This window comes from Lacrimispora sphenoides (assembly GCF_900105215.1).
In the GTDB taxonomy this organism is placed as follows: Bacteria; Bacillota; Clostridia; order Lachnospirales; family Lachnospiraceae; genus Lacrimispora; species Lacrimispora sphenoides_A.
In genome coordinates this window covers 1977039-2002686 of sequence record NZ_FOIP01000001.1, presented here as the reverse complement: position 1 = coordinate 2002686, position 25648 = coordinate 1977039, and the positions used below count along the sequence as shown (strand labels likewise).

The following is a 25648-nucleotide window of genomic DNA, read 5'->3' as shown; positions in this document are numbered from 1 at the left end:
AAAGTCTTTGATGAAGTCATTGATGAAGCCTTTAATAAATCCTTTGGCAAAGCGTTTGGGAGATGCCTCCCGCTTTGTTTGCCGCTAAAGATTTGTCATGTCCATAGCTCCGACGCAGGGAGCGGGAATGACCTGTATCGATGTTCCATTTGGATTTAAGATTAGTACTCCATTGCTATAGGTTGATTCATATACATTGCCGGTCTCAGGGTTGACCGTTGCCCCGCCCGGAAGCCCTCCGTTATATTGGAACGGACCAAAAAGATTAAGCAGGTTTCCGTTCTCATCAAATAGCATCGAAGATCCGCTGTAATTGCTTCCGTTTACAGTAACTTGATGATTGACAGGATCTACGGTTAAATCAGCATTATACAGGCTCGTTGCCGGAAAAGCCTGTTGAGTTAAAATTGTGTTGGTGTTTCCGTCCAAAGTGGTCAACAGTCCCAGGTTGCTTGGCTCAGTAGAATTAGGATTATGGCTCAGGATATAGACTCTGTTTGTGACTGGGTCTACCGCTACTTTTTGCAGTTCCGTAAATCCAGTAAGTGTTTGAACTATCTGGTTTGTGGAAGCGTCAATTACCTGTACATCGCCTGAGGCTGCTTCGGCAACATAGACCAGATTGGTAGTCGGATTCACTGCTATGCTGGTCGCCGGCGACGCCAATGGGATTTGTGTGATTAACTGATTGGTGGCGCCGTTGATGACATTTAGAACGTCACCGCTATCTCCGACATAAACGAGGTTTGTATCGGTATTTATCGCAGGAGAGCCTTCGAAGGTTCCCGGTATGGTAGCAATAATTTGGTTAGTGAAAAGATCAATCACCTGAATTGAGCCATTTTGTTCTGTGACATATGCAGTTTTAGTAACTTGATTGATCGTTATCTTCTGTGGTGTTGAGCTCAGTTGAATGGAACCCAGTTCTTTTCCGGAGGCTCCACTCCAAATATCAATTGTGCCATTGCATTGGTTGACCGTATAGAGGTTGGCGTTTGATGGTTCATTATTTACGGCAGTGCCTCCAGCCGGTCCGGTTGGTCCTGTTGGTCCTTCTATTCCCTGTGGTCCGGTTGGGCCAGTTGCTCCGGTAAGTCCGGTGGGACCAGTCGGGCCAGTTGCTCCGGTGATTCCGGTCGGGCCAGTAGGTCCGGTCGGGCCAGTAGGTCCGGTCGGGCCAGTAGGTCCGGTCGGGCCAGTCGGACCAGTTGCTCCGGTGAGCCCGGTGGGGCCAGTCGGGCCGGTTGCTCCTGTAAGACCACTAGGTCCGGTCGGGCCGGTTGCCCCGGCAGCTCCGGTCGGGCCAGTCGGGCCAGTTGCTCCGGCAAGACCACTAGGTCCAGTCGGGCCGGTTGCTCCGGCAGCTCCAGTCGGGCCAGTCGGACCAGTTGCTCCGGTAAGTCCTATGGGGCCGGTCGGGCCGGTTGCCCCGGCAGCTCCGGTCGGGCCAGTCGGGCCAGTTGCTCCGGCAAGACCACTAGGTCCAGTCGGGCCGGTTGCTCCGGCAGCTCCAGTCGGGCCAGTCGGGCCAGTTGCTCCGGTAAGTCCTATGGGACCGGTCGGACCAGTCGGGCCCTGAGATCCTTGGGCACCAGTTGCACCAGTTGGTCCAGTTGATCCAGTAGGTCCTTGTAGTCCCATCGGTCCCCGGGCACCAGTCGGGCCAGTCGGACCAATAAATCCCCGTGGTCCCATTGGTCCCATCGGTCCAACAGGTCCTTGTAGTCCCATCGGTCCTTGAGCGCCAGTTGCTCCGGTTGGTCCAGTAGGTCCGGTAGGCCCTGGTACACCTTGTGGTCCTGTTGGTCCCACGCAGCATCTGCAGCCTTGCGATTTATCAAAACAGCAATTTTCATTATGATTCCTACAATTACAAAAATTACTCATTAAAATATCCTCCTATAATGGTGCAAATTATACTTTTATACTTATAAACCATCTGTATAAATTTAAAGTATAAATTTAAGGTATAAATATAAAGAGCTTTTCCTCTCTTTATATATTAATATATGCATTCCCTCTCTCTTCGATAAGACAGATCCCTTTCATGAACGGAACTCAGTTCCACTAATTCGTTTCCTTCTCTCTTCGATAAGGCCGATCCCACTCATGAACGGAACTCAGTTCTGCTCACACGCTTCCCTCCCTTCGATAGGGCCGATCCATTCATGAACGTTACCTAGATAAATGATAATTCTCTATGACTTCATATTTTTTTACACTTGTTATATGAGCCAGATTCGCTCCCCAAGTGTTACCAGCACTTGTTTGATGGACTGTGCTTTTATCTATCCGAAATGTTAGGTATCGAGTAGGAGGGGAATTTTGTAAATTCCCCGACCTCTCACACCACCGTGCGTACCGTTCGGTACACGGCGGTTCAATCAACTTAACATTAAACACTCCTTGCGGTGTAATAGTCCAACATGGAGACTAATCCGAATCGGGTTAGTCTCTCATTATTTATAGCCACGTTCACTGCACCCTTATTACATATATAGGCTATCCTTGCTCCTGCATATGCCGTTCTAAATGCAGTTCTTCTGTCTATCCCTAACTTCATAAGGTTCTTTGCTCTGTTTTGTGGTGTCTTCCAGTGTTTCCAGATACACATGCGAAGTCTATATCTGATGTTACTATCAAACTTCTTGCATAGCACTTTCATACTTCCGATTTTGAAATAGTTTATCCAGCCACGTATCAACTGGTTTAGCTTCTCAATCTTATATGAGTTACTGACACCCCAGCTTCGGCATGTTAGTTCTTTCATTCTTGCCTTGAACTTTGCTACTGATTTGGCGTGTGGCTTAGCTTTATATTGTTTGGCAAATGAGTCATAGTAAAATCCAAATCCGAGATATTTAATTCCTTTGGGGGTATCCACTTTACTTTTGCTGACATTCACTTTTAATCCAAGCTTTTCTTCTATAAACTTCGAAATGCTCTTCATTACTCGATTTGCAGCCAGTTCACTTCCGACCATTATGATACAGTCGTCTGCATATCTGACAAAGTCCAGTCCTCTTTGTTCCATTTCCTTGTCCAGTTCATTCAGCATGATATTTGCCATCAATGGCGATATATTTCCGCCTTGTGGTGTTCCGATTATGGATTCTTTATATTCATCGTCTATCATAATTCCACTGACTAAGAACTTTCTAATTATGGAGATTACATCTCCATCTTTGATAGTTCTTCCGATTATGGTCATCAGTTTGTCATGATTTACTGTGTCAAAGAACTTTTCAAGGTCAATATCTACTATCCAACTATGTCCATCGTTCATCATTTCTAATGCTTTCAGGACTGCTTGCTGTGCCCCTCTGTTTGGCCTAAATCCGTAACTTTGGTCATGGAATTGTTCCTCATAGATCGGTGTTAACACCTGCGCTACTGCTTGTTGGATAAATCTGTCAGTTACTGTTGGAACTCCAAGATTTCTGATTCCACCATCTGGTTTTGGTATCTCCACACGTCTTACTGGCTGAGGTTTATATTTTCTTGTCCTCAGCTGTTCCTTAATTGTTTCGCCATTTTTCGAAAGGTATTCGCCCAGTTCTGTGTACTCCATTCCGTCCACTCCTGCGGCTCCTTTGTTTCGTATGACTTGCAGATATGCCGCATTGAGATTATCTTTACTTACTATCTGCTCCATTAGACTATTTGTGTCCATGCGTTGTTTCCTTTCTGTCCCGTTCCTCTAGGCCACCTTTGACGTTATCGACAGGTGTTGCTTTGATTACAAGCCGGAACCTACTTCAACTGATTGATTGTTCGTCCCTTCGCTCCATTTCCATTACAGTAACTTCCTCACTACTATGGACTATGCTGACTTCTCACAGTTCGTTGTTACTCGGCAAATGATACCGCTGTGAGACCTCCCCGATTAAGGTACGAGCTCTTTCCTCTCATCTATCCGCCACATTTACTCCTACTTCCAGCAACTTTTGGACTTCGTCTCTTTATGCAGACTTATCCGTATTTCAGAGCCTAATATGTGATTTCTGTCCGTCGGACCAAGAGTTTGCCTACAGCTTCCTTCGGATTCCACCTCACAATGAACACCCTTGCTGTTTAGCTATGTGCTTCCTCGTTGCCTAGGCGCACTTGGGACTTTCACCCATTAGAGCCCGCCCATGGCGGGCAAACATAAAAAAGAGACCTAACATTTTTTTAGGTCTCTTTCACTCTTTTCTATATTTTCCATCCGTAAGCAATGTATTTACGCCTGTATGCACGACCGAATTTATCGCTTTTGCACAGGCGAACGACCAGTTTGAAGCATTAAATGCAAAACTGTTAGGTTTAAGCATAGACAGTAACCCTTCCCATCTGGCATGGGTAAATCAGATCCGTTTATTAACCGGCGTTCAAATTCCGTTTCCAGTCATCGCCGACCGTATGGCTGAAGTTGCAAACCTTTATGGAATGATTGCCCCGGATGTTAATAAGCAGGAAACCGTTCGAAATGTTTTTTTCATTGACCCGAATCAGATCATACGCGCAATCCTGGTTTATCCTCTAACAAACGGCAGAAACATTTCTGAAATACTGCGTCTGTTAACTGCTCTTCAGACAACAGACAAATGCGGTGTAGTAACTCCTGCAAACTGGATGCCTGGCAATTCTGTAATGGTTCCTCCGCCTGGTACTTATAGTCAATCGTTGGAGCGGCTCAATGAAACCGGAACATCGGAACTAAATTGTATTGATTGGTTCTGGTGCTATAAAAATGAGCCTTGTTAATTATGCTGTAAAATAGTTCAAATACCCCCTGCAGCCAGGAAACGGCTGATATGTACCCAGTTTTCTGGACACATCATTATTCAACTGGATGATTAGGCACTCTTGATGGATGTCTTCCTGTATATTACAGGAGGCATCCATTTTGTTTTTGATTGAATTCTCCTGTTATTATAATAATCTATATATTCATCTATTGCTTTCTTAAATTCATCGAAGGATCCAAAATCCTTTTCATGTCCATAAAACATTTCGGTCTTTAGTCTTCCGAAAAAAGTCTCCATAATGCAATTATCGTAACAGTTTCCTTTACGAGACATAGATTGAATTATTCCATATTTCTTTAATTCATTACGATAGTACGCATGTTGGTACTGCCAACCTTGATCGGAATGAAAGATGATTCCTTCAGTATTACTAAATTTCCGAAATGCTCTTTCTAACATGTTAGATATTTGCTCCATATTTGGACTTTTTGACAAATCGTATGAGATAACTTCATTTGTATTCATATCTAAAATAGGCGAAAGATAACATTTTCCCCATGGCAGGTTAAATTGAGATACATCTGTTGTCCATTTTTGAAGTGGAGCAGTTGTACAAAAATCTCTATTAATTAAGTTGTCAGCTATTCTGCCAACTTCGCCCCTATATGAATGGTATTTCTCTTTAGGTCGTTTGCCGGCCAACATCATCTTATGCATTAATCGTTGTACTCTTTTGTGGTTTATGGAATATCCTTTATTTAATAATTCCTGATGAACTCTGCGAACACCATATCGTTGCTTATTGTCTTCAAAAATCTTATTGATTTCATCCATAAGTTTCTTATTTTTGATTACGTCAAAACACACATGATTTAATTCATAATAGTATGTAGATTTTGATAATCCTACAGCTTTCAATAAATGCTTTAAGGCATATCCTTTTTCTCGGAGTTCCTTAATGATTGCTGCTTTTTCGCCTTGAGTTGCGCAGCTTCTTTTTCTCGTCTCAAGGCGATAGATTTTTTTATTGATTCATTTTCTGCTTTAAGGTACTCTGTCTCTGCCCTTAATCTAATTAATTCTTCTCTTTCAGAAGGTGAAAGTTCTTTTGGTTTATTGTCTTTTTTCATGAAGGGCTCCTTACCATGTCTACCTTTCTTTAAATACAGACCATCGTACCCTTTTATTTTATATATCTGTACCCATTTAGACAATAGGCCTGAATCAATTCCAGCAATTATTGCAACACTTTTTTGTGATTCTCCAGCTAGAACTCTAGCTACAAGAGAATACCTTTCTTCAGCTGTACGTTCTTTACATGTTGAAGGATGCTTTAAAGCATCAATTCCATAAATATCTGCAATTCTTGACCAAGTAACAATTCGTTTTCTAAAATTCTTTTGACCAATTCCTGCTGGTATTTCAGGCCATTGGCCATTTCTGTATAGCTCGACACAATTTAATTTAAATACAAAATCATATTTCACGTAAAAACCCCCTTTACTGGTGCTGTCCAGTAAAGGGGGTACATATCAGGCTGAAGGGGGTATTTTATGAATTGTTTTTATGAAATTCCTGATTCTATTTTTTCTCTTTTTATTCCATGCTTTTCAGCGAATCCAGTCAGAATCATGGTCAATGCACCGTCACCGGTTACGTTGCAAGCTGTGCCGAAGCTGTCCTGCAATGCGAAAATGGTCAGCATAAGGGCTGTTCCTGTTTCACTGAAGCCTAAAACTCCTGTTATAAGACCAAGAGATGCCATTACTGTTCCTCCTGGAACGCCCGGGGCACCAATGGCAAATACACCTAATAAAACGCAGAACAACACCATGGTTCCGTAGGATGGAAAGGCTCCGTAAAGTATTTTTGAGACAGTCATTACAAAGAATACCTCTGTTAAAACGGAGCCGCACAGATGAATGTTGGCAAACAGCGGAATGCCGAAATCCACCATATCATCACGTAAAGTAGGCTGAGACTTTTTTGCACAGCGGAGTGCCACGGCCAGGGTAGCGGCCGATGACATAGTACCTACGGCGGTGATATAAGCAGGTCCGTAATTTCTGATGACATCCATAGGATTCTTCCCGGAATAAATACCGCCGATTGCATAAAGCAGTGCCAGCCAGATAAAATGGCCTATCATGACGATAAGGACAACCTGAAAGAATACTGGAAGCTGCTTGGTAATGGTTCCCTCGTAGGAGAGGGCACAAAAGGTAAATGCGATGAATACAGGCAGCATAGGGATAACAATTTTTGTTACAATGGAAAGCACGATTTCCTGAAATTCTTCCAATGCTTCGGTAATCACCTTTGCCTTTGTCCAGGTTGCGGCCAGGCCCAGGAGCAGGGAAAATACCAATGCGCTCATTACCGGCATGATCTGCGGAATATCCAGCTGGAACACGATTCCAGGAAGTTCCTTGAGTCCGTCTACATCGGTAGCGATGGACAGATGGGGAATCATGATATAGCCGGCCGTCATTGCGAAAAATGCCGCCCCAATGGAAGATATATATGCAACGGTAACTGCTACGCCCAGCATTTTGGAAGCATTATTACCCAGCCTTGTGATCGAAGGAGCGATAAAGCCAATGATAATGAGAGGAACACAGAATGTAATAACCTGATTTAATATGTATTTCACTGTCACGACAAAATTCATGACATGTTCGCCTGCTACCTGTCCAATCAGAATCCCCAGAACTACCCCAAAAAGTAATTTAAAAGGTAAACTACTTATTATTTTTTTCATACCTATTCTCCTATCATGATTTTAATAATTTCCTCGTTGGTTTCCTTCATACCCTCTTTCGCCAATCTACCAACATTTTTAAGTGTGGCCTCCACACCTTTGGTAACGATGCCGTCACCATCAAGAAACTGCTGCCCCTGCATGTACATGCTGTAACCGAAAATACCGGCATCAATGGAAGAAGCGATCTTTGCTGCACAGGAGGCCTTTGCCCCATCGCATACAATACCTGATATAATTGCAAGTGCATTAACCATCGTATGTATGACTTCCTTATAGCCCCCTCCGCATAAATAAGCAATACCTGCTCCTGCCCCCGCCCCTGCATTAACCGCCCCGCAATAAGCGGATAATCTGCCGATGGGCGTTTTCTGATGTATTGCGGCCAGATTGGATAAAGCCAGGGCCCGGTACATTTTTTCCGCGCTGACTTTTCGTTCTTTTGCATATACAATGACAGGCACGGAAACTGTAATCCCCTGATTACCGCTTCCTGAATTAATTATGACCGGCAATTCACAGCCATTCATACGGGCATCCGAACCAGCTGCCGCCATAGCCTTTGCCTTTACAGCAACATCATTCCCGGACGACCATAGAAGAACCTTGCCGATGTTGGCCCCATAACTGCACCTAAGCCCTTCCTCGGCAATGGCCCAGTTATATTGAATCTGCCGGTCCAGGATTTCTTTGATATCCGAGATGTCTACTGTATTGATAAAGTCCCAGATATCCTCCATATTGAGTAAACCCCGGTCGGTCAATGGCTGTTCTTCCATCAATGCTTCCCGTTGTTTCAATATGTTTCCGTCTTTCTCAATGAGAACGATATTGGTATGGAAATTGGCAATGCGAACTTTACTGTAAGAAGAGTCTTTATACAGAGTGACTATAATGTCAAAGGTAAATCCGCTTTTAATGTGTTCTATCCTGACCTCCGTTCTTTCCATAAATTCTTTCATCTGCATGATCTGTTCCTGCGTTACTGCCCCAATGACCTCCAGCTCTTTCTCTGGCTTCCCTGCTACGATACCCGCTGTCACTGCAGCAGGAATTCCCTTTAAATGGCCTGTGTTAGGAACAATCACAGATTTCACATTTTTGATGATGCTTCCACTTACCCCTACTACCACTCTGTCTGGCATTTCCCCCAGCGTTCTCCTTGCCACGGCAGCAGCATAGGCCAAAGCGATCGGTTCGGTACAGCCCATGGCAGGAATAAGCTCTTCTCTCAATATCTGCACAAAGGCACCATATTTTATATTTGCCTTTTCCATACTAACGTTAAGTCCTTTCTGCAATATCATTGATCTTCCGGAAAACGTATACCAATAGGTACGGATTTCTAAGTAACTTTAATGTACCATAAAAACACATGTATGTATAATTTAATTATTTTATGATAATGTTTAAAATTTATAAATCAACAGAAGAAAGGGTACGTTATAAGAGGGCTATCTGGCGTCTTTCTACTTAACATTAAAAAGAGAGCTTATTCAAGATGCAAATTTCTCTGCTCTTAAATAAGCTCATATGGAATTTTTAATTCTCTAACCCCTTAAAAGATTATGCCGTGGCCTTTTCCTCTTCTGAGGCATTGGAAGTATCTTTGCCTTTGCCAAGAATACAGGTATAAACGAATACTCCAAAGCATACCGCTGCAAACAGGATGCCTGCCGGATAAGCAATGCCGGTGGAAAGCTGGAACCCTTCTTTCGCGATCAGAATGTAAGTGAAGGATACTGCGGACATAAAAGTTGCCGGAAGTACTGTGATCCAGTAAAAACGTTTCCTCTGGTATAAATATACGCTTGCGGACCAGAGCGCAATCATGGCCAGGGTCTGGTTGCTCCAGGAGAAGTACCTCCATACAATCTGTACATCAAACTGAGTAAGAACGGAGCCGACTGCCAGAAGAGGAATGGTAAGAATCAGCCGGTTTTTAACAGGCTTCTGGTCCATCTGGAACCAGTCGGCCAGCGTCAGCCTGGCACTTCTATAAGCGGTATCTGCTGAAGAAATGGGACAGGCAATGACTCCGATCATGGCGATGACCGCACCCACAGGCCCCAAAAGTTTGAAGCAGATTTCATAGACCACGCTGGATTGTCCGTTTCCCAGTGCAGTTAAAAGACCACCGGTACCGTCGTAAAATGCAACACCTGCAGCCGCCCAGATCAGGGCGATCACACCTTCTGCCACCATTGCACCGTAAAATACCTTACGGCCATCATTTTCATTGGTAAGGCAGCGTGCCATAAGCGAAGACTGGGTTGCATGAAAGCCGGAAATAGCACCGCATGCAACAGATATGAACATGGTCGGCCAGATGGGAGTTTCTGACGGATGAAGGTTTGACAAGGTGATTTCAGGAATATGGTAACCTTTAAAAAGAATGGCACCTCCTACCCCCAGCGCCATAACAATCAGACAAATGCCGAAAAACGGGTAAATCTTGCCGATGACCTTGTCGATAGGGACAAATGTCGCAATAAAATAATAAATCAATACTACAGCAAGCCAAAACCGGGAATCAAGTATATCCGGTGTCAGCATGGCTAAAAGATTTGCGGGACCGGTTGAAAAGGCAACCCCGACCAGAACCAGAAGGATCACGGAGAACACCCGCATGACCTGCTTCATGGTATTTCCCAAGTATGTACCCGTAAGCTCAGAAACACTGGCTCCTTTATGGCGCATGGACATCATGCCCACCATATAATCATGGATGCCTCCTCCAAAAAGGGTGCCAAGGGTGATCCACAGGAATACGCTGGGCCCCCAGCATGCTCCGGCCAGAGCACCGAAAATTGGCCCCAGACCTGCAATGTTTAAAAGCTGGATCAGAAAAATCCTGGGTGTACCCATTGGTACATAATCACTCCCATCTGTCATGGTCAGAGCAGGGGTTTTTCTGTCATCCGGGCCGAAAACCTTTTCGGCCACCTTGCTGTAGGTTAAGAATCCGATGATCAGCAATGCCAGACATACAAAGAAACTTATCATATTCATACCTCCTGTAAACTATTATGAAAACCATTTCTATCAACGATTATACAGTAATATGTACAAAAATAAATGATATTTGTATGAACGTAAGTGCTAAATGCACAAAAAGCAGAATGGCTGTCATAAACCGGAGGGAAGCATTTTAAATACCGATGAGCCGTCTTAAATGTTTGACTTTTTCTCTGCCTACAGGAAGGATGTTTTGTTCAAATCCCTGCATCTTAACCGCCATACTGTTGCCGGCCCAGGGAAACATTTCTGCGATGTAGTTTAAATTGACCAGATAGCTCTTATGGATACGGCAGAAGCTGTAAGGCACCAGACGTTTTTCGTATTCTCCCAGCAGCTGGTTTTCCGTGTAATCCTTTGAAACAGTATGTATGATACAGCTTCTTAGGCAGGTTTCAATATAAACGATCTGGCTGATGTCCAGCAGTGTGATGGTACGGTTCACGCAGATTGGCATCCGGTTGGCTGGAAAAGGCGGGAACCTGTCTTCCGCCGGTATCTTTTCTTTTTGCAGACTGGCCAGATCCCGGCTGCATTTTTCTAGGACCAGCCGTACCCTTTCCGGATCAAAGGGTTTCAGGATATAATTACTTACCCCCAGTTCAAATGCCTTCACCGCATATTGGGAGTAGGCCGTAGCGAAAACAATCTGTGCCTCCGGCAGCATGCGCTTTACCGCCGATGCCAGGGTAGTTCCTTCCATGTCATTTAAGTTAATGTCCAAAAACAGAAGATCAAAGGACTGGTCCTCAAGAAGTTCCAGGGCGGATGCTCCGCTGCCGGCCTCTTTAATCAGGCTGTCCGGCAGAATGGACAAAATCTGATGGATCAGCTCTTTTCTGGCAGGACGCTCGTCATCGATCACTGCAATTTTCATGATGATACCTCCATTCCATTGTTTTTCTGACTTATGGTTGCGGCAAGCTCTTCCACATACTTAAATTCTGAAACTGCCACGGGGATCAGAAAATAAACCTTGGAGCCATTTTCTGAGCTTTGAATGTGAAGTCCGTTCTCCTGTCCGTAGATGCTCATTAACCGCTTATGGACATTTTCCAGTCCCACACCTCCATAGCTCTGCCCTGCATACAGCCGCGTAAGAATCTCCTGGGGAAATCCAGTTCCATTGTCGGAAACCGCTATTTCGATCCGGTCGCTGTCTGCATGGGCATGAATGGACACCAGACGGATTCCCATTTGATCGGCTCCGTAACGGATGGCATTTTCCACCAGAGGCTGGAGAATAAAGGCGGGAACCATACAGTTTAAATCCTCCTCAATGTTGATTTCCACACATAGCTTTTCTTCAAATCTGGCTTTTTCAAGATCCAGATAGCTTGATATGTGATAAAGTTCCGTATGCAGGTTCAGCATATACTGGTCATTTTCCAGAGTCTGCCGGTAGTAGGTAGAGAGGGAGCGGAGAAGTTCCCTTGCCCTGTCCGCGTTCTCCCGGCTGACGTAAGAAATTGTATTGAGCGCATTGTATAAAAAATGTGGGTTAACCTGGGACTGTAATGCCTTAAACTCCGCTTTGCGCCGCAGCTTTTTCTGGTATTCCAGATAAGAAAGCTCCAGCTGAGTGGAGAAAAGCCTGGCCAGTTCAGAAGCAAAACTTAAGTCAGATCGTGAACTGTGCCAATGCTTTTTGACCACCATGGTCAGGCTGCCGATGATATGGTCCATTTCGATCAGGGGAGCGGCCACAATCATGTGGTTTTTTACTATGGGATAAAAAGGATCATCTTTTTCTGCATAATCAAAAATAGTAGAATTCCGGTCATGTAAAGAGGCGAGAATAGGAGCCAGGATGGAATCTCCTTTTAAGGCGCATAACCCTGTATCGGATTTCATAGCCAGAATCTTCCGGGTATCCGTGATCAATATGGCGGCACAGGACGTGGAGCAGTAAATGATTTCCGCAGCAGCCTCCATATCCTCTTTGCTGTATAAGCCCTTACGCAGATGGGGCAGGCTCTGCTCCACAATTCCCAGTGCAAGGCGCATTTTTTCGGCAAACTGGCTGTCTTCCTCCATAAATACCATGTTAAAGGTTCCTAAAAAGATGATCATGCCCAGTGCATTCATGATGATCATTGGAAATGCGATCACCTTCACCAGCTGTATGGCCGCCGGAAAAGGCCTTGAGATCAGGAGAATAATTGCCATTTGTCCCGTTTCGACAATCGCGGTAAGCAGAAAGATTCCGGAGCTGTCTATTTTTCCCATTTTGAAACGGCGGGAGAAAATACACCCTGCAAGGCCTTCCATGAAGGTAGATACGGCACAGGATACGGCAGTAAAGCCGCCGATATCAAAAAAATAACGGTGCAGCCCTCCGATCAGGGCCGCCCCCATACCGACCCATGGGCCTCCTAACAGGCCGGCCGCTAATACGCCGATCACACGGGTGTTAACGATGGCTCCCTGTTCGTGCACACCCGTATAGGTGGAAATAATGCTGACGAGACCGAATATAACTGCCAGGGATACTGTGCAGCCGGCAGAATTTTTATCGTACAAAAGCATGCTGCGTACGATGGGTATTTTGGTCAGCATAGTGGCAATGAGCACCAGGAGGCCAATATTTAACAGGAGACTGAAAAACATGGTATCAGGCATGGAAAATCCCTCCTTGATCAAATGTGAGATATAATAAAATTATATCAAATAATAAGTAAAAATGCAGCACAATTGACAGATTTACTCATAATCTTGCATTTGATCCAGAGGGACTGCTTATTGACATGGGAAATTATTTAACTTTTCTTGTAGACTCTCCTTCTACCAGTTCGGCCTTAAAAACCTTTTTCTGATGCTCTGCCTTGTTCTTAATCACATCGAATAAGATCTTTATAGTAGCCTTTGCCATCTCTTCCACCGGCTGGCGGATGGTGGTGATGGACGGGTTATAATAGCGGGCAATATCAAGGCCGTCATAGCCGGCTATACAATAATCTTCCGGTATCCGCATGCCATGCTCAAAGATGGCTTTGCAGGCGCCGATGGCAATGCTGTCTGAGATCGCATAAACAGCGGTAAATTCCGGTTTTTCATTCAAAATACGGTTCATCATCCGGTACCCGTTTTCCATGGTATAGCATTCCTCGCATTCCTCTGAAAATATGATCAGAGACGGGGAAGGGGTGATGCCGTTATCTAAAAGAGCCTTTTTGTATCCTTCCAAACGAAGGCGGCCGATGCTCTCATCATCAGAAGGAGCAGTCAGGATAAGGATTTTTTCATGTCCTAGTTTACATAAGTAATCCGTCATTTTGTAGCTTTCCGCGTAGTCATCTACGGATACGCAGGAAAAATCAGGAGATTCACCTAAGTACTCTGTCATTCCGATGGTACTTAACACATAAGGAACGGTTAGCTGTTCCAGCTCTTCTCTGCTGTGGGAAAAGTATCCTCCAAGGAACACGATTCCCCTTGGCTTCTTTTCCTTGATCAGTTCCAAAGCCACATCAACCTCATCCTCCTGCTCATCGACCCTCTGCAGGATGAATGAGTATTTCTTTTTCTGGATCTCCTCCTCGAAGATACGGATCATCTTGCTGAAAAAGGGATTGCCGATCCCTTTGATCAGCACCGCGATGGCCCTGGAATCGGTACGTTTTAAATTCCGCGCGCTGTTATTGGGAATATAGTTGTTTTCCTTAATCACCTGCATGATCATATTCTTTGTCTCTGGATTGATATCCGGATGGTTATTGATGGCCCGGGATACGGTACTCACCCCCACCCCGCACAATCTGGCTATATCCTTTATATTAATGGAGTCCATCAGAAATACTCATCTCCTTTCCTCATGCCCTGCCGTATAGCCTGGCAATTTTTCTGCATTTTTCCACAATCTCTTCTGTTATTTCCCCAGAAACCATACGCCATCTCCAGTTTTTCCCCAGGGTGGAAGGCACATTGATCCTGGCCTCCGCGCTAAGGCCCAGATAATCCTGCACCGGTACCACCGCCAGCTTGGCCACACTTGCCAGAGCCAGACGGACAAAATCCCAATGGATCTCTTCTCCCGGCGTTCTTCCGTTATTCATATAGTCAATGGAAAGCTGACGGTCCTCCTGGGACAATTCTTCATACCAGCCCCTAATGGTATTATTATCATGGGTTCCCGTATATACCACGCAGTTCTGTGTGTAGTTATGAGGCAGATAATCGCTTTCTTCTCTGGAATCAAACGCAAACTCCAGAACCTTCATACCTGGGAAGCCCGTATCCTTTACAAGCTTTAAAACCGATGGAGTCAAAAAGCCAAGGTCTTCCGCTATGATATCCAGTGTCCCAAATCGTTCCCGCATCTTATTGAAAATATCAATTCCAGGCCCTTTTTCCCAGGTACCGTGAACGGCATTCTCACTTCCCGCCGGAATGGAATAATACTCATCAAAGCCACGGAAATGATCTACCCTCACCACATCGTAAAGGCGGAAGCTGTATTCCATTCGCTTCATCCACCATTCGTAACCTGTTTTTCCATGGTAATCCCAGCGGTAAAGGGGATTTCCCCATAACTGTCCAGTGGCGGAAAATCCGTCCGGCGGACAGCCTGCTACCGCAACAGGTTCGCAGGTTTCATCAAACTGGAACAGTTCCGGATGAAACCAGGAATCCGCGCTGTCAAATGCCACATATATGGGGATGTCACCGATGATCCTGATCCCCTGTTCTCCTGCATAGGACTTTAACCGGCTCCACTGTTCTTCAAATTTCATCTGAAGGAAGCCATAAAATCCAATCTCATCTGACAGTTCCTTTTCATACCGGGAAACTGCCTCTTCTTTTCTAAGACGGATATCCTCATCCCAAGAGATCCAGCTCTTTCCTTTAAAATGATCCTTAACCGCCATGTAAAAGCAGTAACCGGCCGTTTCCTCTCCAAGATGTCTCTCAGGCTCATCTGGCGTATGTCCCTGCTCCTTCCACCGTCCATAAGCCTTTCTCAACAAGGGAAAACGGTTATAATACATTTTCTCATAGTCAATATCTCTCGGATCATCTCCAAAGTCCACGGCTTCGCATTCCGCTATGGTAAGCAGTCCCTCTGCAGCCAGTTCATCTAAATCAATAAAGTACGGATTTCCCGCAAATGCGGAGAATGACTGGTAAGGAGAGTCCCCATAACCGGTGGGCCCCAGCGGGAGTATCTGCCAGTACTGCTGACCTGCTTTTTTTAATAAATCTATAAATTCATATGCCTCTTTTGAAAATGCCCCGATCCCGTATTTTGACGGAAGGCTTGCAACTGGGAGCAACATACCACATTCCCGCATAATCAGTCTCCTTTTTCTGTTAATACTGCAAACAATGAGCCAATCGCAGACTTTCTAGCCTTTTACCGCACCTGCAGCTACGCCCTTTATGATATATTTCTGACAACTTAAATAAAATACAATGATAGGTAAAATCGCCAGAACCAGCATTGCCATCATGGCTCCCATATCAATGGAACCATATCCGCCTTTTAAGTTCTGAATAACCATTGGTATTGTACCTTTTTCCTGGGGAAGAATCAAGCTTGGAAGCAAATAATCGTTCCAAATCCACATGGCATTTAAGATGGCGACGGTCACTGCCGTAGGCCTTAACATGGGGAATACCACATGAAAATAAGTCTGAATGGGGGAACAGCCGTCGATCATAGCCGCTTCTTCGATTTCAAGGGGAATAGCCTTAACAAAACCGCAGAATAAAAATACCGCCTGCCCGGCACCAAAGCCCAGGTAAAGAAGCACAAGGCCGTACATGGAGTTTAAATACAAGTCATTTGCTGTCTTTGACATGGTGAACATGACCATCTGGAACGGTACGATCATGGCAAATACAAAAACGTAATATAAGACGTTCGTAAATACGGATTTCACTCTGGTTAAAAACCAGGCTGTCATGGAAGTGAACAGGATAATCGCTGCCACAGAAGCTACCGTAATAAACAAGGATCTGCCAAAAGCCGGGAACAGCCCTGTTTTCCGTATGCCTTCCACATAATTGGTAAACCCTACATAGGTTCCCGCCTTAGGAAGCTGAAACGGCGCATCGCTGATAAACAGCTTGCTCTTAAAGGAGTTCATGAAAACCAGGACAATCGGAAATAAAAATGTCAGGGAAAGGACTGATAATACAGCCGTTAAAAACGCTCCCGTGGTTTTTCCCACTTCCATTTGCTGAGCTTCTATATTTCTTCTCTTTCTGCTCATCAGCTCTCCACCTCCTTACGACGCGTTAATGTAAGCTGGGTCAGGGATATGACCGCAACCATAAGAAAGAACACCGTAGCCTTTGCCTGGCCCACCCCTTCCCAGCCCACTCTGCCGTAAAAGGTATTGTAAATATCAAGGGCCAGCATGCTGGTCTGCCTTCCCGGTCCGCCTGCGGTCAGTGCAAGGTTCTGGTCAAACAGCTTAAAGGAATTTGTCAGGGTCAGAAACAAACAGATGGTAAAGGATGGCATAACCATAGGGATCATGATGCGCTTTAAGATCTGGAATCCGGTCGCTCCGTCGATCCTTGCCGCCTCAATCAGTTCTCCTGGAACATTTTGAAGCCCGGCAATGTAGATAATCATCATATATCCGATCAACTGCCAGTTCATCAGGATCACCAGACCCCAAAAGCCGTACTTGGCGTTAAAAGAGAGGGTAACCCCAAATCTTGCAAGAATACCGTTTAACAGAAGCTGCCAGACATAACCTAACACAATGCCGCCGATTAAGTTTGGCATGAAAAATACGGTCCGGAACAGGTTGGTCCCTTTAATTCCTCTTGTGAGGACATAGGCCAGTAAAAACCCCAGGGTATTGATGCTCACTACCGACACAATGGTAAACTTCACGGTAAATATCAGTGCATTGATAAAATTCCGGTCCATAAATATCTTTTTATAATTTGAAATCCCTACCCATGAGGCATCCTTTACTGTGGTGAATTCCGTAAAGGATAAATAAATACCTATGATAAACGGGTACAGGAATGCAACGGTAAATGCAGCCAGTGTTGGCAGAACAAATATTGGAAAGTACCGTTTCATTGACTTTTGCATAGCAGTTCTCCTTTCTTTTTTACTGTCCATGCTTTTGGGACAGGGCCCGCCACTCTTTATCGGGCTCATAGGTATACCCGTAGGGTATTCTATAAAACTCCTCGATGAGCTGAGGCTGATCGATTTCTTGTATGAAAATGGGTGAGGCATCTCCCCCGCGCTCACCCATTTCCCTTAAAACTACTTTATATTCTTATTTTGTCATAGCTTTTTCATTTGCCCAATCGGCCTTCATGTCATCGACTACTGCTTTCCAGTCTTTGCCGCCCTGAGCGTACTCAAGAAGGGATGCTCCGAAGTTATCCTTAAAGGTCTGGCTTGGGAAGGAGGTAAAGTTCCAGGACACAGAATATAAGTCCTTGTTGTTCATATAGCGGTCGATCTCTTTTGCCAGAGGATCGGTTGGTTTTTCATCTGCTGCAAAGGTATCAAAAGGAGCGATAAAGCCCAGCTTGTTGGTTACATAATCTTTACCTGTATCAGAAGTGAAGAGCCACTCCAGGAAGTCAAGAGATGCCTGCTGATCCTCTTCTTTTGCCTGGCTGTTAATGGAGAAGAAGTTTTCTGTTCCAATGCAAAGTCCCTGCTTTTCCTCACCGTTTACTCCGGTGTAGATAGGAAGGAATTTCACATCTTCTTCCTTAACTGTGTTTCCGTCAACGCCGGACACCTGTCCCCAGCCCCAGTTTCCGTTCTGGACCATGGCAACCTTGCCAAGAGCAAATTCTGCCATGGAATCCTCAACAGTCTTTGCGCCTACCATCTTGGGATCCGTACAGGAGTTGTGAATATATAAGTCAAAAATGTTTTTGTAGTTGTCTGCATACTTAAAGTCAAGGGCATCTTTATCGGATACGCTGTCATCCTTATATTCATAATAAACCGGAAGGTTTGCCAGATGGGTCTGCCATCTCCAGTCTTCGCCAGGAGCAAAGGAAGTGGAAGCAAACACGCCTTCGATTCCAAGGTCTGCCTTTCTTGCCTGCATATCTTCTACAACTGCTTTGAGAGAATCAAAGGTATTGATCTCTTCCATGGATTTTGCTTTTGCGCCGTCAAGAGCAAAATACTTCTTCATGATGGCATCATTATAAATAATTCCATAGCCTTCCACTACGTAAGGAATGCCGTAAACTCCATCTCCGTCCTTTACAGCCATATCCTTATCAACCAGATGTCCGTAGATTGTGGAATCCTTTAAATCCCTGCAATATTTTGCCCAGGACTTATACCCAATAGGACCGTTGATCTGAAACAGTGTAGGCGGTTCCTTCTTAGCCACCTCAGATTTTAAGGTCTGCTCATAGGTACCTGCTGCCGCGGTCTGCACCTTCATAGGCATACCGGTTTCCTCTGTATACTTGCCGGCAAGCTCCACCCATGTGTCTGCAACTTCTGGCTTAAAATTCAGATAATAGATCTGTCCTTTGGCCTCTGCCGTATTATCACCCTTTGCTGCAGTGGTTTCCGCTGCCTGAGTGTTCTGCTCTGCCCCTGATGTCTCCGTTTTCTTGTTGGAAGCACAGCCTACCAGTGTTCCCGCTGCCATTGCCGCAGCCAGAGTAAGTACTGCCAGTTTTTTTAGTTTCATAATATCCTCCTTCCGTGCATTTGCACCTTCCGGTTGATGGATCCGTCCACTCAACCCCCAATATTTTCCTGCATACCTTCCATACAGAAACTTGTTTCACCTGCTTGTTCCCAGGCTTTATCTTTCCTGATCATTGGATACCAACTTTTTGGTAACGATATCGGTAACGTTTCCAATAACCTTATGGCTATAAGATAACACATTGCACAAAAAAATGCAATAGATTTAGCCAAAATTTCTTTTTTCGTCAAACCATTGCATTTTCATTTATTTTGTTAGGCAATTTCCACAATTTACTCTACACAATTTGCTTTCTTCCATCGTTTTTTATCCCTTATGCCCACTTTTTTCCATAGTCAGATTTTCGTAAATAAAACCTATGAAATTTGACTTAAATGTTAAGGGAAAAGAAATACTAATTCCTAAATTTTTCCTGTAGAATATAAAATATGAAAAGGAGGAAATAATTATGAGAAAAATGAATAAGCCGCTGGCTGCCGCTCTTATTGCCGCAGCCGTGCTGAGCATGACTGCATGTGCCCAGACAGGGACCGCTTCCGTACCGGGAGCCAATGTAACTACCATTAGCAATAAGGATACCAATACCATACAGGTAAGTAGCACAGAGGGAGTAAAAGTAGTTCCCGATATGGCACAGGTCAATTTTGCAGTGCTCTCTCAGGCCGCGGATCCCAAGGCCTGCCAGGAGAAAAACAGCGGGGATACAAGCAATGTCATTGAATTTTTAAAGAAATCCGGAATTGATGAAAAATCCATTCAGACCTCCAGCTACGGCCTTGAGCCGATGTATGACTGGAATAATTCCGGCCAGCAGATCACCGGATATCAGATGCGCACAAGCATTACCGTTTCTGACCTTCCCATTGACCAGGTGGGTACCATGCTTTCTTCCAGCGTAGAAGCAGGCATTAACTGCATTGACAGCGTAAACTATCTTTCCAGTAAATACGATGAAAACTACAGGGATGCCCTTAAAAAGGCTGTTGAAGCCGCTAAAGTCAAAGCAGAGGCAATTGCTGCCGCCAGCGGAGTCACCCTGGATGGAATCGCTCACATCGAAGAGATGAATACCTACCCGAATATCCGCTACTCCACATCTGCGGCAAAAGAAGATGCCGCAGCCGGAGCCAAATCCGTGGTTGTGGAACCAGGACAGATCGGAGTGGAAGCCCAGGTAACCGTGACCTACCGGGTAAAATAAAAAAAGTAGAGGCGTCCCAATCTTTCGGAACAGTCTAAAAAAAGTGCACCGTATGTCAGATAAAATAATATCTGGCATACGGTGCACCTCACGTTTTTCAAGGATTATTTTGAGGTTATCCTTTTTATCAGGAATGGCGGTTTTCTACCTGCACTTCCATCCGGCTATAGGGAATCTCAATCCCTGCCGCTTCAAATTCAAGCTTTACCTTTTCAAGGATTTCCCATCTGGCCGGCCAGTAATCATCTAAGGAGGTCCAGCCCCGCCCTCCGATGGTAACGGCATTTTCTGTTAAATCGCTGACGAAAATATCTATGGGTTCCTCTTTTAAGATCCCCTTCTGATTACGAAAAATTCTATCCAAAACTTCCTTGGCTTTCTTTAAATCCGAATGATATCCGATCCCCACCAGGACATCCAGCCGCCTCTTATCCATGGCAGTCACATTGGTAAGGGGAGAATTAGACAGGGTCCCGTTGGGAATAACCACCTGCTTATTATCTCCTGTGTTTAAAACCGTGTACACAAGTCCAATGGTATGGACTGTGCCTTCCCCATCCCTGGATACGATATAATCCCCTACACGGAACGGCTTCATAAGAAGGATCAGCACACCGCCTGCAAAATTAGCCAGGCTTCCCTGGACTGCCAGACCTACAGCAATACTTGCAGACCCCAGCAAAGCCACGATAGAAGCCGAATTCACTCCTATCTGCCCTGCTACGATAAAAGCAAGCAGACAGTACATGGTGGCGTTTAAAACGGACAGCAGGAACTTTCTTAAGCTTACCTCCATATCCACTCTCTTAAAAGAGCGGTTCAGCATATGATTGAGGAACTTAATGATCCTGGAGCCAACGAAAAAAATCAACAGAGCAATGAGAAGCTTTATCCCGAATGCAATCAGCCCCGGAGCCCAGCTCTTTAAGGTTTCCAGTACGACATTGGGCCTTAACTGGTTTAAGTTTTCCTGTACCTCCTGCTGTAAATCCGCCAGGGACTCTCCCGGAAGTACACTGGAAACCATATAGAATATCATTTCATAACCTCCTGATCCTTTATTATGTACGAATAAATTAAGTTATTTTCTTTTAGCCTTTGCTTTTTCAGTATATGCAGGCTTCCTGGTCTTCTTCCCTGCCAAAGCAGGCTTCTTTTTTTCAGGGGTACAGGTAAAGACCATGATGCTTAAGGGAGCCACGGTTATTTCCATAGAATCCGGCCTTTCATCCGCCTCCTTTTTCTTAGAGGTTTTTGCCCTTGGATTTACCCGGCCCTGTCCTCCGAAGGCCTTGTCATCACTGTTTAATATTTCCTTATATATTCCCTCAAAGGGAACCCCTACCGGGTATTTCTCGTGGTGCATTGTATCAAAATTACATAGGAAGAGAAGAGTCTCCTCCTTTTTCTTTGTCTTTCTTAAAAAGCATACAATGCTGTCTTTCGAATCCGTGCATTCCACCCACTCAAAGCCGTCCGGATCATAATCCATCTGGTACAGGGCCGGCTGGCTCTTATAAAGATGGTTCAAAGCCTTTACGTAATCCTGCGTCTGCTTATGAAGGGGATATTTTAGGATCTCCCAGTCTAGACTTTTATTTTCATTCCATTCACTCACCTGTGCAAAATCCTGGCCCATGAACAAAAGCTTTTTACCGGGATGTCCTATCATAAAACCATAGGCAGCTTTTAAATTCGCCGCCTTTTCCTCCAGGGTTTCTCCCGGCATCTTGCCCAACATGGAACCTTTTCCATGAACCACTTCATCGTGGGAAAATACAAGGATAAAATTTTCGCTGTATGCATAAAGCATGCTGGAGGTCATCTCTCCATAATGGTGTTTTCTGAAGTAAGGATCATATTGCATATATCCGGTGAAATCATTCATCCAGCCCATGTTCCATTTATAGTCAAAGCCCAGGCCTTCGCTCTTTACATCAGCCGTGATCCGGGGCCATGCCGTGGATTCCTCCGCAATCATTGCCGCCCCATCTTTCCGGCCCTTAAATATGGAATTCAGATGTTTCAGGAACTCGACAGCTTCCAGGTTTTCATGGCCTCCGTAAATATTGGGAATCCATTCCCCCGGGTTTTTTCCGTAATCTAAGTACAGCATGGAAGCCACCGCATCCATACGGATTCCATCCGCATGGTACTTGTCCGCCCAGAAAAGAGCATTGGCGATAAGAAAGTTGCTGACGCCTGGCCTGCCGTAATTATAAATCAAAGTTCCCCAATGGGGATGCGCCCCTTGTCTTGGGTCCTTATGCTCATAAACACAGGTTCCGTCAAAGCTGGCAAGCCCAAAGCTGTCTCTGGGGAAATGAGCCGGAACCCAGTCTAAAATCACACCGATGCCCTGCTTATGCATGTAATCCATGAAATACATAAAATCATCCGGCGTTCCGTAACGGCTGGTGGGCGCATAATACCCGGTCACCTGATATCCCCAGGAGGCATCCAGGGGATGTTCCATGATAGGAAGAAGTTCCACATGAGTGTACCCCATATCCTTTACATATTCCGCCAGCTTTTCTGCTATTTCACGATAATGATAGAATTCGGAACCAACAATGGCAGCTCCGCTTTCATCAAGCTCCACTTCCTTCCGGAGCCAGGAACCTAAGTGCACCTCATAAATGGACATGGGACTTTGTTTGGAATCAGACGCTGCCCGCTTTTTCATCCATTCCTGATCACTCCAGGAATACTGGTTAATATCCCAGACCACGGAAGCATTGTCAGGGCGCAGCTCACAGTAATTGGCGTAGGGATCGCTTTTGAGCTGGGGTGTCCCGTTTTTATGCTTTATCTCATACTTATATATCGCTCCTGTCTTTAAGCCGGGTATAAACAATTCAAAAATGCCGGAATCACCCAGCCTCCTCATCTGATGACGCCTGCCATCCCACAGGTTAAAGTCTCCAACCACGCTGACACGCATGGCACAGGGAGCCCACACAGAAAAGTATACCCCTTCTGCTCCGCCTGCAGACATGGGGTGCGCCCCCATTTTTTCATAGATGCTGTAGTGAATTCCGGATTCAAACTTTTTGATGTCTTCCGACTTATAAAAGGCTGAAAAGGAATAGGGATCCAAACATTCTTCTGATGTCCCATTATCGTAAGTAACCAACAGGGTATAAGCTTCTGTGATTTTGCGTGGTATAAGAGCCGCAAAAAAACCGGCTTCATCCACTAGCTCCATAGGGTATTCCTTACTGCTTTCCCTAAACCGGACGATCACCGATTCAGCCGTAGGAATAAATGCCTGGATAAGCAGCCCCTGCTCTGTTACGTGCGGGCCCAGAATCTCGTGGGGATTCGCTGCTTCTGAATATACAATCTCTTCAATGCCGGCCCAATCCATCAAATCATACAATTTACCATCCATACATGACTCCTCCTGGTCCCTCGTTATGGAAATATTTTATCACCAGGTCTTGTAATTTTCAAGAGTCTGCCAGGAATTGGGGCTTATTTGAGCCTTGCATAAGCCAGCATTAAATCAACCATTCTGCCATAGCTGTTAACACCATCGGTCTGGCTGTTGAGCTTTAAATAAGTATCATTCATCCGGTTGGAAACCTCGGCAGTCTTTCCCTCGTATTTCCCCCAGAATTCATTGTTGTTTCTTAAATCATCCCATGCCTTTTCACTAAGCTGTCCGCAGATTTCTGCGTATGCTTCCAGGTCTGCTTTTGCCAGGGCATTGGTAGCGTAAACCCAGCCGGTTAAGTACCCACTGTAGCGGAATGCATCAACCTCAGATCCAATGCAGGCCAGATAGCCGATGAAGTTGGCCTCATCTTCTCTCATGAACCCTCTTAGGTGGGACAGCTCATGGCAGACCGTATGGGGAATGTTGTAATCCGGCATGGACCGGTTATAAGTGGCCTCCACAGTAAAAGGGGAATACTGGCCGCAAAGCTGCTGGACGGAAAAGAAGTAAGACCATAGGAGGGGCTTGGGAGGCGGGTAATAGCCTGCCAGCTCAGGATAAGCCTCTCCCAGTCTTTTCATGGCTTTTACGCTTTCCTTTTCCAGGCTTTTTAAGTCTATATCTTTTGCTATATCTCCGCACATACGGTTAACTTCATCTGTAAGCTCTCGGCAGAGACGTTCCAGTTCCTCAACGGAAGACTTTCTCATATCCAGCCCTGAATAGCTGGAAAACGGCTTCCGGTAATAATTGATACCACAGTTAAATGTAAACAGTAAAAATAGGCCGGTAACGAGAAACACGGCTCTTATGAGAATCTTCTTCCTCTCCTTTCGGTGGACGAAGACGTAGAAAACAGCGTACAAAATAAGCAGGTAGGTGCAAACCTCCACAAGGGCAAAGGGAAATACCCCGGACAGCCTTCCAATGCTTCCTACCATAAACCGGTAAACACGCCTGGCATACCAGTCCCCAAATCCCGGAACCTTTCTTGCCAGTATCTGAAACAGCGTTGAAACTGCAAACATTAACGCAGAAGCTGCAATAAGCGTTCTATCCTGATTCCGGCATTTCCCTCCCATGATCCGGCTCCCCCTGGTGTAATTTTTTATCTTAGAATCATGTTATCATGATTTTATGGACAATCCATAGAGTATTTGTGAATATTTTCTTACCATTTTGTAAAACCCCTTGCGTTATAAATCAATCTCATTTAAACTCTGTAATGGAACCATCATGAAGGAAAAGAAGAGAGATCATATGAAAAAGAACGATAACATGCCAAAAGAACGGGAACCGTTCAGCTGGAGGGAAGAAATCATCAGTTGGATCAAGATCATCATAACCGCCGCTGTCATTGCATTTTTGCTCAATAATTTCATCATCGCAAACAGCAGGGTACCCAGCGGATCCATGGAAAAGACCATTATGACAGGAGACCGGGTCATTGGCTCCAGGCTGTCCTATTATTTTGGCGATCCGAAGCGGGGAGATATCGCCATCTTCCATTTCCCTGATGACCCTACCGGAAAAACCTATTACGTAAAACGTGTCATCGGCCTTCCAGGCGACATCATTGATATCCGGGACGGAAAAGTTTATATCAATAATTCCGAGACGCCTCTTGAAGAGCCTTATCTTCCGGAGCCAATGGAACCGGAGCCTGATGCTCATTATGAAGTGCCGGAAGACTGTTACTTCATGCTTGGAGACAACCGGAATTTCTCCGCAGATGCAAGAAGGTGGAAACATAAATTCGTGGAAAAGGACAAGATCATCGCAAAGGTCCTGTTCCGGTATTTCCCTTCCATAAAAAATATTGAATAA

General features: G+C 45.0%; 20 protein-coding genes. 3 read left to right on the top strand and 17 right to left on the bottom strand.

Annotated features, from left to right (window positions below):
* Positions 1–84: 84 nt before the first annotated feature.
* Both BMW45_RS28720 and ltrA read right to left on the bottom strand, forming a co-directional pair.
* Entirely contained in the window at positions 85–1887 is a 1803-nt protein-coding gene (locus tag BMW45_RS28720) for a hypothetical protein (protein ID WP_092242534.1), read from the bottom strand.
* Positions 1888–2395: 508 nt separating this feature from the next.
* Complete coding sequence (gene ltrA / locus BMW45_RS09165; protein WP_092242531.1) at positions 2396–3673, bottom strand: group II intron reverse transcriptase/maturase; 1278 nt, start codon at positions 3671–3673, stop codon at positions 2396–2398.
* 434 nt (positions 3674–4107) lie between these two features.
* On the opposite strand from ltrA, the gene BMW45_RS09160 reads away from it, so the two are divergent.
* Positions 4108–4746 (top strand): peroxiredoxin, encoded by a 639-nt coding sequence (locus BMW45_RS09160; protein WP_092242528.1) that lies wholly within the window; start codon positions 4108–4110, stop codon positions 4744–4746.
* A 92-nt stretch (positions 4747–4838) separates the two neighbouring features.
* Here the strand turns inward: BMW45_RS09160 and BMW45_RS09155 are convergent, their stop codons facing one another.
* From BMW45_RS09155 to BMW45_RS09100, 12 genes are all read right to left on the bottom strand, one after another.
* The gene (locus tag BMW45_RS09155; protein WP_242883106.1) at positions 4839–5690 is read right to left on the bottom strand and encodes an IS3 family transposase; all 852 of its coding nucleotides are present in this window, start codon (positions 5688–5690) and stop codon (positions 4839–4841) included.
* On the bottom strand, positions 5657–6217 hold the full coding sequence (locus BMW45_RS09150) for a COG3415 family protein (protein WP_092242523.1): 561 nt from the start codon (positions 6215–6217) through the stop codon (positions 5657–5659). The genes BMW45_RS09155 and BMW45_RS09150 overlap by 34 nt, the downstream gene beginning before the upstream one ends.
* Positions 6218–6294: 77 nt before the next feature.
* Positions 6295–7491: a dicarboxylate/amino acid:cation symporter gene (locus BMW45_RS09145; RefSeq protein WP_092242520.1), complete on the bottom strand. Its 1197-nt coding sequence runs from the start codon at positions 7489–7491 to the stop codon at positions 6295–6297.
* 2 nt (positions 7492–7493) lie between these two features.
* Positions 7494–8768 (bottom strand): L-cysteine desulfidase family protein, encoded by a 1275-nt coding sequence (locus BMW45_RS09140; protein ID WP_092246305.1) that lies wholly within the window; start codon positions 8766–8768, stop codon positions 7494–7496.
* Between the two features lie 289 nt (positions 8769–9057).
* Positions 9058–10497, bottom strand: a complete 1440-nt coding sequence (locus BMW45_RS09135) for a carbon starvation CstA family protein (RefSeq protein ID WP_092242518.1) — start codon at positions 10495–10497, stop codon at positions 9058–9060.
* A gap of 145 nt (positions 10498–10642) precedes the next feature.
* Positions 10643–11386, bottom strand: a complete 744-nt coding sequence (locus BMW45_RS09130) for a LytR/AlgR family response regulator transcription factor (protein ID WP_092242516.1) — start codon at positions 11384–11386, stop codon at positions 10643–10645.
* Positions 11383–13131, bottom strand: coding sequence for a LytS/YhcK type 5TM receptor domain-containing protein (locus BMW45_RS09125; RefSeq protein ID WP_092242513.1), 1749 nt, complete (start codon positions 13129–13131; stop codon positions 11383–11385). Before BMW45_RS09125 ends, BMW45_RS09130 begins: the two co-directional genes overlap by 4 nt.
* Positions 13132–13264: 133 nt before the next feature.
* Positions 13265–14299 (bottom strand): LacI family DNA-binding transcriptional regulator, encoded by a 1035-nt coding sequence (locus BMW45_RS09120; RefSeq protein ID WP_092242510.1) that lies wholly within the window; start codon positions 14297–14299, stop codon positions 13265–13267.
* Between the two features lie 22 nt (positions 14300–14321).
* Entirely contained in the window at positions 14322–15800 is a 1479-nt protein-coding gene (malQ, locus tag BMW45_RS09115; RefSeq protein WP_092242507.1) for a 4-alpha-glucanotransferase, read from the bottom strand.
* A gap of 54 nt (positions 15801–15854) precedes the next feature.
* The gene (locus BMW45_RS09110; protein ID WP_092242504.1) at positions 15855–16724 is read right to left on the bottom strand and encodes a carbohydrate ABC transporter permease; all 870 of its coding nucleotides are present in this window, start codon (positions 16722–16724) and stop codon (positions 15855–15857) included.
* Positions 16724–17566 (bottom strand): carbohydrate ABC transporter permease, encoded by an 843-nt coding sequence (locus tag BMW45_RS09105; protein WP_092242501.1) that lies wholly within the window; start codon positions 17564–17566, stop codon positions 16724–16726. The genes BMW45_RS09110 and BMW45_RS09105 overlap by 1 nt, the downstream gene beginning before the upstream one ends.
* Before the next feature lie 193 nt (positions 17567–17759).
* Complete coding sequence (locus BMW45_RS09100; RefSeq protein WP_092242498.1) at positions 17760–19157, bottom strand: ABC transporter substrate-binding protein; 1398 nt, start codon at positions 19155–19157, stop codon at positions 17760–17762.
* A gap of 469 nt (positions 19158–19626) precedes the next feature.
* Here BMW45_RS09100 and BMW45_RS09095 point away from each other — a divergent pair, with 469 nt between their 5' ends.
* On the top strand, positions 19627–20379 hold the full coding sequence (locus BMW45_RS09095) for an SIMPL domain-containing protein (protein ID WP_092242496.1): 753 nt from the start codon (positions 19627–19629) through the stop codon (positions 20377–20379).
* Between the two features lie 127 nt (positions 20380–20506).
* On the opposite strand, the gene BMW45_RS09090 is transcribed toward BMW45_RS09095, so the two are convergent.
* From BMW45_RS09090 to BMW45_RS09080, 3 genes are all read right to left on the bottom strand, one after another.
* Positions 20507–21418: a mechanosensitive ion channel family protein gene (locus tag BMW45_RS09090; RefSeq protein WP_092242494.1), complete on the bottom strand. Its 912-nt coding sequence runs from the start codon at positions 21416–21418 to the stop codon at positions 20507–20509.
* A 42-nt stretch (positions 21419–21460) separates the two neighbouring features.
* The gene (gene glgB, locus BMW45_RS09085; RefSeq protein WP_092242491.1) at positions 21461–23773 is read right to left on the bottom strand and encodes a 1,4-alpha-glucan branching protein GlgB; all 2313 of its coding nucleotides are present in this window, start codon (positions 23771–23773) and stop codon (positions 21461–21463) included.
* 83 nt (positions 23774–23856) lie between these two features.
* Positions 23857–24903 (bottom strand): DUF3810 domain-containing protein, encoded by a 1047-nt coding sequence (locus BMW45_RS09080; protein ID WP_092242489.1) that lies wholly within the window; start codon positions 24901–24903, stop codon positions 23857–23859.
* A 178-nt stretch (positions 24904–25081) separates the two neighbouring features.
* Between BMW45_RS09080 and lepB the strand changes: the two genes are divergently transcribed.
* Positions 25082–25648, top strand: a complete 567-nt coding sequence (lepB, locus tag BMW45_RS09075; protein ID WP_025230150.1) for a signal peptidase I — start codon at positions 25082–25084, stop codon at positions 25646–25648.